This window comes from Burkholderia stagnalis (assembly GCF_039848545.1).
Classification (GTDB): Bacteria; Pseudomonadota; Gammaproteobacteria; order Burkholderiales; family Burkholderiaceae; genus Burkholderia; species Burkholderia stagnalis.
This window is the reverse complement of record NZ_CP156685.1, coordinates 438924-452554: the sequence shown is the minus strand read 5'-3', so window position 1 is coordinate 452554 and position 13631 is coordinate 438924. Positions and strand designations below refer to the sequence as shown.

Annotated in this window: 11 protein-coding genes; 8 read left to right on the top strand and 3 right to left on the bottom strand. The window is 67.6% G+C overall.

Annotated features, from left to right (window positions below):
• The first annotated feature begins 75 nt into the window (after nucleotides 1-75).
• Entirely contained in the window at nucleotides 76-1425 is a 1350-nt protein-coding gene (locus ABFO07_RS02170) for a GTP-binding protein (RefSeq protein WP_347468188.1), read from the top strand.
• 105 nt (nucleotides 1426-1530) lie between these two features.
• Here ABFO07_RS02170 and ABFO07_RS02165 read toward each other — a convergent pair whose 3' ends face one another.
• The gene (locus ABFO07_RS02165) at nucleotides 1531-1809 is read right to left on the bottom strand and encodes an HU family DNA-binding protein (protein ID WP_006401505.1); all 279 of its coding nucleotides are present in this window, start codon (nucleotides 1807-1809) and stop codon (nucleotides 1531-1533) included.
• Between the two features lie 389 nt (nucleotides 1810-2198).
• On the opposite strand from ABFO07_RS02165, the gene mnmC reads away from it, so the two are divergent.
• The 7 genes from mnmC (at nucleotide 2199) to ABFO07_RS02130 (ending at nucleotide 11216) form a co-directional block, all read left to right on the top strand.
• On the top strand, nucleotides 2199-4160 hold the full coding sequence (mnmC, locus tag ABFO07_RS02160; protein WP_059987679.1) for a bifunctional tRNA (5-methylaminomethyl-2-thiouridine)(34)-methyltransferase MnmD/FAD-dependent 5-carboxymethylaminomethyl-2-thiouridine(34) oxidoreductase MnmC: 1962 nt from the start codon (nucleotides 2199-2201) through the stop codon (nucleotides 4158-4160).
• Between the two features lie 687 nt (nucleotides 4161-4847).
• On the top strand, nucleotides 4848-6062 hold the full coding sequence (locus ABFO07_RS02155; protein ID WP_059960627.1) for a cation:proton antiporter: 1215 nt from the start codon (nucleotides 4848-4850) through the stop codon (nucleotides 6060-6062).
• A gap of 15 nt (nucleotides 6063-6077) precedes the next feature.
• Nucleotides 6078-7193, top strand: a complete 1116-nt coding sequence (locus ABFO07_RS02150) for a YbdK family carboxylate-amine ligase (RefSeq protein ID WP_059563825.1) — start codon at nucleotides 6078-6080, stop codon at nucleotides 7191-7193.
• Nucleotides 7194-7700: 507 nt separating this feature from the next.
• Nucleotides 7701-8345, top strand: coding sequence for a MarR family winged helix-turn-helix transcriptional regulator (locus ABFO07_RS02145; protein WP_059563826.1), 645 nt, complete (start codon nucleotides 7701-7703; stop codon nucleotides 8343-8345).
• 28 nt (nucleotides 8346-8373) lie between these two features.
• Complete coding sequence (locus tag ABFO07_RS02140; RefSeq protein WP_059810948.1) at nucleotides 8374-9084, top strand: glutamine amidotransferase; 711 nt, start codon at nucleotides 8374-8376, stop codon at nucleotides 9082-9084.
• A 314-nt stretch (nucleotides 9085-9398) separates the two neighbouring features.
• On the top strand, nucleotides 9399-10511 hold the full coding sequence (locus ABFO07_RS02135; RefSeq protein WP_059906793.1) for an NADH:flavin oxidoreductase/NADH oxidase: 1113 nt from the start codon (nucleotides 9399-9401) through the stop codon (nucleotides 10509-10511).
• Nucleotides 10512-10691: 180 nt separating this feature from the next.
• Entirely contained in the window at nucleotides 10692-11216 is a 525-nt protein-coding gene (locus ABFO07_RS02130) for an SET domain-containing protein (RefSeq protein WP_059563828.1), read from the top strand.
• A gap of 30 nt (nucleotides 11217-11246) precedes the next feature.
• Here the strand turns inward: ABFO07_RS02130 and ABFO07_RS02125 are convergent, their stop codons facing one another.
• Nucleotides 11247-12755 carry a sensor histidine kinase gene (locus ABFO07_RS02125; protein ID WP_059810926.1) on the bottom strand — a complete coding sequence of 503 codons (1509 nt, stop codon included), beginning with the start codon at nucleotides 12753-12755 and terminating at the stop codon, nucleotides 11247-11249.
• A 106-nt stretch (nucleotides 12756-12861) separates the two neighbouring features.
• Nucleotides 12862-13554, bottom strand: coding sequence for a response regulator (locus ABFO07_RS02120; protein WP_006401494.1), 693 nt, complete (start codon nucleotides 13552-13554; stop codon nucleotides 12862-12864).
• Between the last annotated feature and the right edge of the window lie 77 nt (nucleotides 13555-13631).

Below are 13631 nucleotides of genomic sequence, written 5' to 3'. Positions count from 1 at the left end.
GCCCGGCCCGAGCGGCTGGCGCCCGACCGGGCCGCCGCGGCCGCTTTTTCCATTTTTCCGTTGGTGCGTACCGCAATGAACCAGCCGTTGCCCGTCACCGTGCTGTCCGGCTTCCTCGGCGCCGGCAAGACCACGCTGCTCAACCATATCCTCGCGAACCGCGCGGGCCTGAAGGTCGCCGTGATCGTCAACGATCTCGCGGCGGTGAACATCGACGCGTCGCTCGTGCGCGATGCGCAGGCGCTGTCGCACGTCGAGGAACGCCTCGTCGAGATGACGAACGGCTGCATCTGCTGCACGCTGCGCGACGACCTGCTCGTCGAGATCCGCAAGCTCGCCGCGGACGGCCGCTTCGATGCGATCCTGATCGAGTCGACCGGCATCGCCGAGCCGATGCCGATCGCCGAGACCTTCACGTTCGTCGACGAAGAAGGCACGTCGCTCGGCGAGCTCGCGCGGCTCGATACGCTCGTCACCGTGGTCGACGCTTTCAATTTCCTGCGCGACTACGGCTGCGACGACGCGCTCGCCGCGCGCGGCATCGCGGCCACCGAGGACGACGATCGCACGCTCGTCGAACTGCTGATCGAGCAGATCGAGTTCTGCGACGTGCTCGTGATCAACAAGGCCGACCTCGTCGACGCGAACGAACTGACGCGCTTGCAGCACATCCTCGCGCGGCTGAACCCGCGCGCGCACCAGGTCGTCTCGACGTTCGGCAACGTGCCGCTGCGCGACGTGCTGAACACCGGCCGCTTCGATTTCGACGAAGCGGCGAATGCGCCGGGCTGGCTCGCGTCGCTCGAGCATGCGCACGACCACGACCACGACCACGACCACGACCACGACCATGGCCATGACCACGCGCATCCGCACGTGCATGGCGAAGCCGACGAGTTCGGCATCGGCAACTTCGTCTACCGCGCGCGCCGGCCGTTCCATCCGGCGCGCCTCTGGGAACTGCTGCACCAGGAATGGCCGGGCGTGCTGCGCAGCAAGGGCTTCTTCTGGCTCGCGACGCGCAACGACATCGCCGGCTCGCTGTCGCAGGCGGGCGGCGTCTGCCGGCATGGGCCGGCAGGCTCGTGGTGGGCCGCGCAGGATCGCGCGGAATGGCCGGACGACGACGAACTGCTCGCCGAGATTCGCGCGGAATGGCAGGGCGACCTCGACGATCGCTCGATCGGCGACCGCCGCCAGGAACTCGTGCTGATCGGCATCGGCCTCGATACGGACGCATGGCGCGCGAAGCTCGACGCATGCCTGCTGAGTGATGCGGAATTCGCGCGCGGCGCAGCGGGGTGGGCGGCATTCGACGACCCGTTCCCGGCATGGGACATCGACGACCATGACCATGACCATGACCATGACCACGATCACGACGACGATGACCACGGCGACGCACAGATCGTGCATCGCTCGTAACAACCGTTAAATCTTGCAAGAGCGGCGCGGACTGTGGCAAAAAAGCCGCGCGCGCTCATAAAAAAACCCGCCGAGTGGCGGGTTTTTCTTTAACAGGCGCTGGGTTTAACGCTTGTTGACGGCGTCCTTGAACGCCTTGCCAGCCGTGAACTTGACCGTCTTGGCTGCCGGGATCTTGATGGTTTCGCCGGTCTTCGGGTTACGGCCCGTACGTGCTGCGCGCTTGCCCGAACCGAAGCTGCCGAAGCCGATCAGCTGAACCGCGTCGCCCTTCGACACGGCTTTCTTGATGACTTCGAGCAGCGTGTCCAGCGTTTCGCCGGTTTGAGCCTTGCTGGCGCCCGTTTGAGCGGCGACGGCGTCGATCAGTTCCTGTTTGTTCATTAAGGTTCCTTTTTCAGGTTAGGTTGACACGAACAGCGCGAACGCGCCGATTATACGTGCGCGAACCGTGCCGTCGAGAGTCGGACTCCGACGGCACAGCGCCGAATCCTGGCCCGCACGGGGTGGCTTCCGGCAACCCGAAAGCCGCCCCGCGTTACGGCGCTTGCTATGATAGCGCAGCGCAAACCCAATAACGACAAGGGTTTCAAAGATTTTCATCGGTATTTCGCCGAATGAATCACTGGTCGCCTGTTTTTTGACCCACGCCAACCGGACAGGATACGCAGCCCGCTCGACCCATGCGCACGGCCGTTGGTTTTTGCCAACGGCCGACCGGACGGGGCCGCGCAATCCCTTGCCAGGCTTGGCTGCCACGATTTTTGTTTCGCATGCCCGACCGACTCGTACCCGCCACGCTCGCGTTCCGCGACGACGGCACGCTCGTCTCGCCCGCATACGGCGACATCTATCACAGCGCCGCCGGCGGAATCGCGCAGGCGAGCCATGTGTTCGTCGCGGGCAACGGCCTGCCCGCGCGCTGGCAGGGCCGGCGCACGTTCACCATCGTCGAGACCGGGTTCGGCGCCGGCTGCAATTTCCTCGCGACCTGGGCCGCGTGGCGCGACGACGCCGCGCGCTGCGAGCGGCTGCATTTCGTATCGGTGGAGAAGCATCCGTTCACGCGCGAGGACCTGCGCCGCGCCGCATCGCATGTGGTTGCGCACACAACCATTTCGGCGGATCTCGATGCGCTCGTCGATGCGTGGCCGATGCTCGTGCCGGGCCTGCACCGGCTCGAATTCGACGAAGGGCGCGTCGTGCTCACGCTCGTGTTCGGCGATGCGCTCGCGATGCTGCCGAAGCTCGCGGTGCGTGCCGATGCGTTCTATCTCGACGGTTTCTCGCCGGCGAAAAACCCCGACTTGTGGTCGGTCGACGTGTTTCGCGCGCTCGCGCGCCTCGCAGGCGAAGGCGCGACGTTCGCGACGTATACGAGTTCGGGCGACGTGAAGCACGCGCTCCTGGAAGCCAGCTTCGCCTATCGCAAGGTCGACGGCTTCGGGGGCAAGCGCGCGATGCTCGTCGGCGAATTCGCGCCGCGCTGGCAGATGCGCCGGCATGAGCCGCCGCGCGCGCTGCCGGTCGCGGCGCGCCGCGCGATCGTGATCGGCGCGGGCCTCGCGGGCTGCGCGGTGGTCGAACGGCTCGCCGCGCGCGGCTGGGACGTCACGCTGATCGAGCGGCGCGAGCGGATCGCAGCCGAAGCGTCCGGCAACCCGGCCGGCGTGTTCCATCCGCTGATGACGCGCGACGACAACGTCGCGAGCCGGCTCACGCGCAGCGGCTTCGTCCACGCGCTCGCGCGCTGGCGTGCGCTCGAACGCGCGGGCCATCGGTTCGGGCGCAGCACGCGCGGCATGATCCATCTCGCGGAATCGGGCGACGACTTCGAGCGGATGCGCGCCGCATACGACGCGCTCGGCGTCCCGCCCGACTATGCGCAGTTGCTGAGCGCCGACGACGTGCGCGCGCGCCTGAACCTGCCGGTCGCGCACGGCGGCCTGCTGTTTCCGCACGGCGGTGCGGTGCGGCCGGCCGAATTATCCACCGCGCAGTGCGCGGCGGCCGGTGAGCGCGTGCGAATCCTCACGCGCACCGAAGTCGCGCGCCTCGAACGGCACGACTCGGGCTGGCGCGCACTCGACGACGCCGGCCGGACGCTTGCCGAGGCGCCGGCCGTCGTGCTCACGAACGCCGGCGACGCGGTGCGGCTCGCGGGCCTGCAGCACGTCGCGCTGCAGCCGGTGCGCGGGCAGCTCACGCTGCTGCCGCCGGGCAGCGCCGCGCCGCTCGACTGCCCGGTGATCGGCGACGGCTACGCGGTGCCGCTCGAAGACGGCACGCTGCTGATCGGCGCGACGTTCGAACCGGACGATGTCGACCCCGCGCTGCGCCCGGCCGGCCACGCGGAAAACCTCGAGCGGGTGCGGCACCTGCTGCCGGGCCTGATCGGCGACGTGCCCGACGTGGGCGCGCTGCACGGCCGCGTCGCGTTCCGCTGGGTGGCCGGCGACCGGCTGCCGCTGATCGGCCCGCTCGCGGACGAAACGCACGCGCTCGCGAACGCCCGCGCGCTGAGCGGCGCGAAAGCGCGCGACCTGCCGCGCACCGAAGGCCTGTACGGCGCGTTCGGCTACGGCTCGCGCGGCCTCGTGTGGGCGGCGCTCGGCGCCGAGCTGATCGCGTCGCAGCTCGAAGGCGAACCGTGGCCGCTCGAACGCGAGCTCGCGGAAGCGATCGATCCCGCGCGGTTCCTGATCCGCGCGCTGCGCGCCCGCCGGGTGAGCTGACGCGACGCGCAGCCGCGTCACAGTGCCCCGATTCCCTCTCGCCAGGTTATCCACGCAAGTCTGTGGATAACCGCGCGGAATCCGCGCGCATTCCGCGCGCATTCCGTGTGCAATCACAGTGGACGTAAACTGGGCAACTCGGCACAGCTGTGAAGCGGCCCGAAAGTTGCTCAACTCAACTTGCTGTGCGCGCACAGCCTGTGCAGCGGGTTATGGTTTCGCCAACGCGTTGATCTGCCAGCGTAAACCGAAGTTATCCACAGAATTCCGCGTGCCTTGTTAACTTCTACTACGTATATATACAGGTAAACCTTTGAATCGAAAGGCAAGCCGTCCTGCCGGCCGGCCAATCTGCCGATCATTGGATAGCCGACCCGAAAACCTGTGGCACAATCGGTTTCCTTCGCGTTCGTCCGGCCAGGCGCCGGACATGCTTCAATGGAACGGTCGGCAGGATTTCGAATCTGAGTCTTCGAGATCGCGCTGTCCATTCACACACCAGGCCGACAATCCAGATCGGCGAATCTGAACGACATCCCCGCCAGGCGGCGGAGCAGGCAGTTCCCATGTCCTGCCGTCGTACACAACAATCATCTTCGGGGCGACACCCAGCCGGCGTGCATCTCAGCGTTGACGCTTGACCCCGCGTCGCTGGCGGTTGCTTCCAACCAAGGAGAAGTCACCACGATGAAGTCGGCGTTCTCATTCCTGCCCAATTGGCCGCTCGCACCGGATGCCGTGTTCTGGGCCGGGCTCGCGCTGTTCGCCGCCGGCCTGTGCGGCGAGCTGTGCTATCGCGCATGGCGGCTGCCGCGCATCACCGGGTATGCGGTGATCGGCCTCGTTGCGGGGTCGTTCGGGTTCGGCGTGATCGACGCCAGCACCGACGAAACCTCACGCCTGCTGATCGACGTCGCGCTCGGCCTGCTGCTGTTCGAGCTCGGCAGCCGGCTCGACCTGCGCTGGATCCGCCGCAATCCGTGGCTGATCGCGTCGAGCCTCGCCGAAGCCACGCTCACCTTCCTGTTCGTGCTGTTCGTGCTGCTCGGGCTCGGCGTGTCGGGCATGGTCGCGCTCGTGCTGGCGGCGATTTCGATCGCCACGTCGCCGTCGATGGTGATCCAGCTGAAGACCGAACTGCGCGCGGAAGGGCAGGTATCGCAGCGCCTGATCACGCTGACCGCGCTGAACAGCGTGTATGCGGTCGTGCTCACCAAGCTCGTGACGAGCTGGCTGCACCAGGAGGCGTACGGCAACGTGTTCGCGACGATCCTGCAGCCGGTTTACCTGTTGGCGGGTTCGTTCATCGTTGCGTACATCGTCGCGCGCGCGTGCAATTACCTGTTCCGCCACATGACCGCGACGATGCGCGACGAGCATTCGTTCGTTGCGCTGTTCGGCCTCGTGATGATCGCGATCGCGGTCGCACAGGCGCTGAAGCTGTCGACGCTGCTCACGCTGCTGCTCGCCGGCATCATCGTGAAGAACCTCGAGGCGCGCCCGCAACTGTGGCCCGAGCATTTCGGCACGGCCGGCTGGCTGCTGACGGTGGTGCTGTTCGTGCTCACGCTGACCTCGTTCACGTGGGGCGACATCGCGCTCGGCGGGCTGCTTGCGATCGCGCTGATCGTCACGCGGCTCGTCGCGAAACTCGCCGGCGTGGTCGCGTTCGCGAAGCCGAGCGGCATCGGGATGAAGCAGGGCGTCGCGCTCGGCCTCGCGCTGTCGCCGATGTCCGCGCTCGCGTACCTGCTCGTCGACGACACCTACCAGCTCTACCCGAATTTCGATCCGCACCTGCGCGCGATCGTGATGTGCGCGATCGTGGTCCTGCAGCTCGTCGGCCCGTTCCTCGTCTACCGCTGCCTGTCGGCGGTCGGCGAACGCAGCGACAGCAACTGATTTACGGAAACTGCCATGGCACTCGAAACCTTCGTCAATTCCGAACCGTTCACGTTCGGCGTCGAACTGGAAATCCAGGTCGTCAACACGCACAACTACGATCTGACGAAAGCGGCGTCCGACCTGATGCGGCTGATCCAGGGCGAAACATTTCCGGGCAACATCACGCCGGAAATCACCGAAAGCATGATCGAGCTGTCGACCGGCATCTGTCATACGCACGAGCAGGCAGTCGGCGAACTGCGCGCGATTCGCGACGTGCTCGTCAAGGCGGCCGACCAGCTCAACGTCGGCCTGTGCGGCGGCGGCACGCACGCGTTCCAGCAGTGGAGCGAGCGGCAGATCTACGACGCGCCGCGCTTCCAGTACATCTCCGAGCTGTACGGCTATCTCGCCAAACAGTTCACCGTGTTCGGCCAGCACGTGCACATCGGCTGCCCGGATCCGGACAGCGCGCTGTTCCTGCTGCACTCGATGTCGCGCTTCATTCCGCATTTCATCGCGCTGTCCGCGTCGTCGCCGTTCGTGCAGAACGTCGACACGGGCTTTCATTCAGCGCGGCTGAACTCGGTGTTCGCGTTTCCGCTGTCGGGCCGCGCGCCGTTCGTGCTGACCTGGAACGGCTTCGAGGAATACTTCACGAAGATGGTGAACACCGGCGTCGTCAATTCGATGAAGGACTTTTACTGGGACATCCGGCCGAAACCGGGCTTCGGCACGATCGAAGTGCGCGTGATGGATACGCCGCTGTCCGTCGACCGCGCGGCGGCAATCGCGTGCTACATCCAGACGCTCGCCCGCTACCTGCTGACCGACCGGCCGCTCACGCTGTCCGAGGACGACTACCTCGTCTACACGTTCAACCGCTTCGAGGCGTGCCGCTTCGGCCTCGAAGGCACCTGCGTGAATCCTCAGACTGGCGAGCGGCGCACGATCGCCGAGGACATCCTCGACACGCTCGACCGGATTGCGCCGCACGCCGCGGCACTCGGCTCGCGCGCGGCGCTCGACGAGATCGGTGCGCTCGCGAAGGCGCGCGTAAACGACGCGTCGTGGCTGCGCACGGTCTACAAGCAGGAAAAATCGCTGAACGAGACTGTCCGGCAGCAGTGCTTACGTTGGCGTGAATGAAAATATGTTTTGCCAATTACAGGCTCGACCGGCCGGCGATTCGCTGAACGAAGGTTGACGCAGGTCAATCGCGAAATCGTTTGCCGGGCACGCGCCGGTCTGTGGATAACCCGGGATTCTTCAGCAAAGTCAATGGCATGCCGAACGGATAACCCGGTGGATCGCCAATCCGCGGCGCCCGCCCGGCCGAGGCGCGAAAATGCATGCCGATGCCGCCTCGCCGGTTGGAGTTAATCCTCGCACAATCGATTTCCGGTCTTATTCAGCCGTTATCCACAGATTGGAGGGGATAACTTAGCTGTGCGATTTTCCGCTCTCGCTTAGAATGTCGGCTTTGCGGACGCCGGAACGACGCGTGTCTCACCGGTGCCGCGCTGGCGGCCGCCGTGTGTGCCTCGCGACGGCCGTGTTGGATGCGTTCGATGGAGCGCGTTCCTTTTGAGATAGAAACTCGATCTCCACACTACGGCTGCCCGGGATGACGGGCGGCGTCAAAGCGAAAAGACTATGAGCGAAGGCGTTTACGGGAATCAGGCTGCGGGGCGCGTGACCCACAGTTTGCTGCGATTGAGTACGGCCATGCGGAGCCAGGCATGGGATTGGGCGGAAGGCGCGGGCCTCACGCCGACGCAGGGCGAGATCCTCGTGCTGCTCCTGCAGCGCAAGGGCCCGATGCGGCTCGGCGAGATCGCACGCGAGACGCAGCTCACCGCGGCGACCACGAGCGACGCGGTCAGCACGCTCGAGACCAAGGGCCTCGTCGAGAAGCGCCGTGCGCTGGACGACGGCCGCGCGCTGGCGGTGCGGCTCTCCGCCCGCGGCCGCACCGCGGCGAAGAAGGCGCTGCAGTGGCCGGAATTCCTGACCAAGGCCGTCGGCACGCTCGGCACGGACGAGCAGGGCGCGCTGTACCGCGCACTGCTGAAGACGCTGCGCGAGCTGCAGGTGGCCGGCGCGACGCCGCCGCACCGGATGTGCGTGACGTGCGCGCACTTCCAGCCGTCGAAGGCGCCGAAGAAGGGCGCCGCCGCGCACTATTGCGCGGCGCTCGACCTGACGCTCGCCGACAGCGACCTGCGCCTCGATTGTTCCGTACACGAAGAAGCCGACGCCGCGACGCAGAAGAAGATCTGGAAGATCTTCGCGGCCTGACGTCCGTCGATCGACCGGGAGGCCGATGATGAGCGCTGAAGTCGTGGCGATTCGCCATGTGCATTTCGAGGATCTCGGCAGTTTCGAGCAAGTGCTCGGCGAACGGGGCCGGCGGGTGCGTTACGTCGACGTCGGCGCGTCACGGTTCGAGGTGCTCGACGTCCTGCAGCCATCGCTGCTGGTCGTGCTCGGCGGGCCGCTCAGCGTGTACGACGACGCGCAGTATCCGACCATCGCGCCGCTTGCGGCGCTCGTCAGGCAGCGCATCGACGCGGGGCTGCCGATCCTCGGCATCTGTCTCGGTGCGCAGTTCATCGCTCATGCGCTCGGTGCGCGCGTCTATCCGGCCGCGCAGAAAGAGCTCGGCTGGGCGCCGCTCACGCTGACCGACGCGGGCCGCGCGTCCGCGCTGCGGCATCTCGACGGCGCGTCGACGTCGATGCTGCACTGGCACGGCGACACCTTCGACCTGCCGGGCGGCGCGATCCACCTCGCGTCGACGCCCGCGTGCCGTCACCAGGCGTTCGCCTGGGGGCAGCACGTGCTGGCGCTGCAATGTCATCCCGAGATCCGCGCCGATCGCTTCGAACCCTGGCTGATCGGCAATGCCGGCGAAATCGCCGCGACGCCGGGCATCGACGCGCACCAATTGCGCTGCGACACCGTGCAGCACGGCCCGGTGCTGGAGGCCGCCGCACGCCGCATGTTCGCGGAATGGCTCGACGGCGTCGGCGTCTGACGCGCACGCCGCGGGCGTGACGCCGGCGGCGATTTCGGTCGCTGGCCGCACTTCGCAGGCCGCACCTGGCTGGCCATACCTCGCCGGTCGCACCTCGCCGGTCGTACCTCGCTGACCGTACCTCGCCGGTCGCACCTCGCCGGTCGTACCTCGCTGGCCATACCTCGCTGGCCATACCTCGCCGGCCATACCTCGCCGGCCACGCCTCGCTGGCCGCACCTGACCATCCGTTTACGGCCGACCCCGCGTCCTGCACGCTTCGCACCCGCGTGCTACGCTCAGCCGCTCCTTTCCTTTCCCAGCGAGCGGCATCCATGACTGCGCTGTTTTCTCCGTTCACGCTGCGCGGCGTGACTGTTCCGAACCGTATCGTCGTATCGCCGATGTGCCAGTATTCCGCCGAGCGCGGCGAGGCGACCGACTGGCACATGATCCACCTCGGCCATCTCGCGCTGTCGGGCGCGGGCCTGCTCTGCATCGAGGCGACCGCGGTCGAGCCGGACGGGCGCATCACGCATGCCGACCTCGGCCTGTGGGACGACGTCACCGAAGCCGCGCTGAAGCCGGTGCTGGCGGCGATCCGCAAGCATGCGCCGATCCGCGTCGCGATGCAGCTGTCGCACGCAGGGCGCAAGGCGTCGAGCCAGGTGCCGTGGGACGGGGGCCAGCTGGTTCCGGTCGCCGACGGCGGGTGGCTGCCGCATGCGCCGTCCGACGTGCCGCACAAGGACGGCGAGACGCCGCCGCTCGCGCTCGACACCGCGGGCCTGAACCGGATCCGCGACGCGTTCGCGGCCGCCGCGAAGCGCGCAGCGCGGCTCGGCATCGACGCGATCGAAGTGCACGCGGCGCACGGCTACCTGCTGCACCAGTTCCTGTCGCCGCTCGCGAACCGGCGCACCGACGCGTACGGCGGCTCGCGCGAGAACCGGATGCGCTTTCCGCTCGAGATCTTCGAGATCGTGCGCGCGGCGTTTCCGGAGGACCGGCCGGTCGGCGTGCGCGTGTCGGCCACCGACTGGGTCGAGGGCGGCTGGGAGCTCGACGATACGATCGCGTTCGCGCATGAACTGAAGCAGCGCGGCTGCGACTGGATCGACGTGTCGTCGGGCGGCGTGTCGCCGCTGCAGAAGATCCCGCTGTCGCCGGGTTACCAGGTGCCGTTCGCGCAGGCGGTGAAGCGCGCGGTCGACATGCCGACGATCGCGGTCGGCCTGATCAACGAGCCCGAGCATGCGAACCGGCTGGTCGAGGCGGGCGACGCGGACTTCGTCGCGATGGCGCGCGCGATGCTGTACGACCCGCGCTGGCCGTGGCACGCGGCGGCCCAACTCGGCGCGCAGGTGACGGCGCCGCCGCAGTACTGGCGCTCGCAGCCGCGCGAGCACAAGGCGCTGTTCGGCGATATCGCGTTCGGTCAGCGCTGAATGCGTGCGCGATGTTGAACGAAGCAAGCACGACCGTGTAGGATGCGGGTGATTCGCCGCATGCCCTGACGCGGCGCCGATCGGCGCCGCGTTTTCATTTCCGGCGTGCGGTGCGTGCGCGAAGCATGGCCGCCGCGGCGGCCGGTTCCCTTTCAAGTCGTCTTCACAAGGATTCGTTCGATGAGTTCACGCAGGATCGCGGTGCGCCGCTCGGGAGTACACGGCAGGGGCGTGTTCGCCGTGGCGCCGCTCAAGGCCGGCGAGCGCGTTGTGGAATACAAGGGCGAACGAATTTCGTGGAAGGAAGCGCTGCGCCGCCATCCGCACGATCCGAACGAGCCGAACCATACGTTCTACTTCGCGCTCGAGGAAGGCGGCGTGATCGACGGCAAGGTCGACGGCAACAGCGCGCGCTGGATCAACCATTCGTGCGCGCCGAACTGCGAGGCGGAGGAGCTCGAAGGCCGCGTGTACATCCACGCGCTGCGCGACATCGAGCCGGAAGAGGAACTGTTCTACGACTACGGCCTCGTGATCGATGCGAAGCTGACCAAGAAGCTCAAGCGCGAATACGCGTGCCACTGCGGCGCGCAGGCGTGTCGCGGCACGCTGCTCGCGACGGCCGACGCGGACGCGAAGAAGAAAAAGAAGAAGGCCGACGCGAAGCCGAAGGACAAGTCGAAGGACAAGAAAAAGAAGAAGTGAGCGGCGGCGCACGCCGTGCGCCACCCGTCTTCAGTGCGTCTGCGCGGCCGCGGCCGGCGCGTCGCTCGCCGGCGACGCCGCACTCGCGGCGAGCGGCACCTTCACCACGAACCGCGAGCCGCCTTCCGGCGCATCCGCATACGACACCGTGCCGCCGTGCATCGCGATGATGTCGTGCACGATCGCGAGACCGAGGCCCGCGCCCGTCTCGACGCCATTGCCGCTTTGCGCATCGCCGCGGAAGAACCGTTTGAACAGGTCGGCCTGCTGGCTCGCGGGCACGCCCGGGCCGTTGTCCTCGACGACGATCTCGGCGGCCGGCGCGCCCGACGCGAGCACCGAGCGCGCGACGTTCACCGTGATCCGCGCGCCGTGCGGCCGCGCGAGCGGCACGTATTTCAGCGCATTGTCGAGCAGGTTCGCGATCACCTCGCGCAACAGCACCGGATTGCCGCGCACCAGCAGCGGCGCGGCGTCGTCCGGCTGGTCGTTCAACTGGCCGTCGGAATCGTCGCTGCGCTGGAAGCCGAGATCGACGTGCGCGGCGAGCGCGCGCGGCACCCATTCGGCGCCGGTCTCGAACGCCATCGCGGCCAGGTCGACGTCGACGAAGCGCGCGGCCTGTTCGCCCGGCTCCGCGCGCGCGAGCGACAGCAACTGGTTCGACAGCCGCACCGCGCGGTCGGCGGCCGCGCGCAGTTCGCGCACCGCGGCGAGGGTTTGGTGCGGGTCGCGCGCGACCGCGGCCTGTTCCGCGTGCAGCTTCACCGCCGTGAGCGGCGTGCGCAGCTGGTGCGCGGCGTCGGCGATGAACTTGCGCTGCGCGTCGAGCGCGGTCTTCAGGCGCCCGAGCAGCGCGTTCATCGCGCTCGTCAGCGGCCGGATCTCGAGCGGCACGTCGGTTTCGTCGACCGGTTCCAGCGACGTGTGGGTCTGCCGGTTGAGCGAATCGGCGAGATGCGTGAGCGGGTCGAGCTGCTGGTTGACGACCCGCCATACGATGCCCCAGCCGGCGAGCAGCAGCAGCAGCAGCGGCATCATGATCGCGACCAGGAATTCGGCCGCGATCCGGTAGCGGTGCCGCACCGGCTGCGCGACCTCGACGACCATCGGCTTGCCGCCGTCCACTTCCTCCACGCGCACCTGCGCGACCCGCACCGCGCGGTTGTCGTATTCGGCCTCGAACACGTATGCGTGATGCATGCGCCGCACGTTGGTGCCCTGTAGCGGCAGCTTCGGATCGCCGGCGAGTTCCTGCTCGCCGTCGCTGATCCGGTAGATCAGCGCCTCGGCCGGATCGGAGAACATCGCCTGCGCGAGCGGCGGCACCGTGAACGGCGCGTCGGGGCCGGCGATCTGGATCTGTTTCGAGATCGCGGTCGCGAGATCCGCGAGCGAGCGGTCGATCACGTGCTGCGTGTATTGCCACGCAAGCCAGTACGCGATCAGGCCGCTCATCAGCGCGAGCATCGACAGCGGCGCGGCGAGGCGCCGAAGCAGCGAGCGGCGCAGGCTGGTCACAGCCGGATCAGGAGACATTGCGAGAAGGAAATGGATGAGCGCCGCTCACGGGGAGCGGCGCGGTCGGGCAGCGGCGGGCGGGCGAGGCCCCGGGCGCGAGGCTGCGCCGGCCGCCTGGCTTCGCTCAGACGCTGGCCGTCTGGCGGATTTCCTGCAGCAGGTAGCCGAAGCCGCGCACCGTGACGATCTCGACACGGCACTGCTCGAGTTTCTTGCGCACGCGGTGCACGTAGACTTCGATCGCGGTGTCGCCGAGGTCGCCGCCGAAGTGCGTCAGGTGATCCTGCAGTTGCGCCTTGCTGACCACGCGGCCGTGGCGCAGCAGCAGCATTTCGAGCACCGCGAATTCGCGCGGCGACAGCTCGAGCGGCTTGTCGTCGTTGAAGATGCGGCGGTCGACGCCCGACAGGCGGACGCCGCCGAGCGACACTTCCGGACGCGGCATGTCGCTGTGCGGGCCGCTGCGGCGCATCACCGCGCGGATCCGCGCTTCGAGCTCGGCCGGCTCGAACGGCTTCAGCATGTAGTCGTCGGCGCCGGAATTCAGGCCCTGGATCCGGTCGTTCAGCTCGTCGCGCGCGGTCAGCACGATTACGGGCGTATGCCGGTTGGTCTGGCGAAAGCGGGTCAGGAGCGTCATGCCGTCGATGCCGGGCAGGCCGAGGTCGAGGATCACGAGCTCGTGGCGGTTCTGCGCGAGCGCCTGCTCGGCAAAGATGCCGTCGTGCACCATGTCGACGGTGAAGCCAGCCTGTTCGAGGCTGCTCTGGATACCGCGTGCGATGGGGCGGTCGTCTTCGATCAGAAGGAGTCGCATGAAGTTCGCTCAAGTACAATGGGTTGGCGGTTCAGGCACGCGGACAGCACGACGCCGTTTCCACAGGGGCGCCGCGA

Coding starts and splice junctions, on each gene's coding strand:
- ABFO07_RS02140 (WP_059810948.1), top strand. CDS start 8,374: ATGAGCGCTGAAGTCGTGGCGATTCGCCATGTGCATTTCGAGGATCTC.
- ABFO07_RS02155 (WP_059960627.1), top strand. CDS start 4,848: ATGAAGTCGGCGTTCTCATTCCTGCCCAATTGGCCGCTCGCACCGGAT.
- ABFO07_RS02130 (WP_059563828.1), top strand. CDS start 10,692: ATGAGTTCACGCAGGATCGCGGTGCGCCGCTCGGGAGTACACGGCAGG.
- ABFO07_RS02125 (WP_059810926.1), bottom strand. CDS start 12,755: ATGTCTCCTGATCCGGCTGTGACCAGCCTGCGCCGCTCGCTGCTTCGG.
- ABFO07_RS02135 (WP_059906793.1), top strand. CDS start 9,399: ATGACTGCGCTGTTTTCTCCGTTCACGCTGCGCGGCGTGACTGTTCCG.
- ABFO07_RS02120 (WP_006401494.1), bottom strand. CDS start 13,554: ATGCGACTCCTTCTGATCGAAGACGACCGCCCCATCGCACGCGGTATC.
- mnmC (WP_059987679.1), top strand. CDS start 2,199: ATGCCCGACCGACTCGTACCCGCCACGCTCGCGTTCCGCGACGACGGC.
- ABFO07_RS02170 (WP_347468188.1), top strand. CDS start 76: ATGAACCAGCCGTTGCCCGTCACCGTGCTGTCCGGCTTCCTCGGCGCC.
- ABFO07_RS02165 (WP_006401505.1), bottom strand. CDS start 1,809: ATGAACAAACAGGAACTGATCGACGCCGTCGCCGCTCAAACGGGCGCC.
- ABFO07_RS02150 (WP_059563825.1), top strand. CDS start 6,078: ATGGCACTCGAAACCTTCGTCAATTCCGAACCGTTCACGTTCGGCGTC.
- ABFO07_RS02145 (WP_059563826.1), top strand. CDS start 7,701: ATGAGCGAAGGCGTTTACGGGAATCAGGCTGCGGGGCGCGTGACCCAC.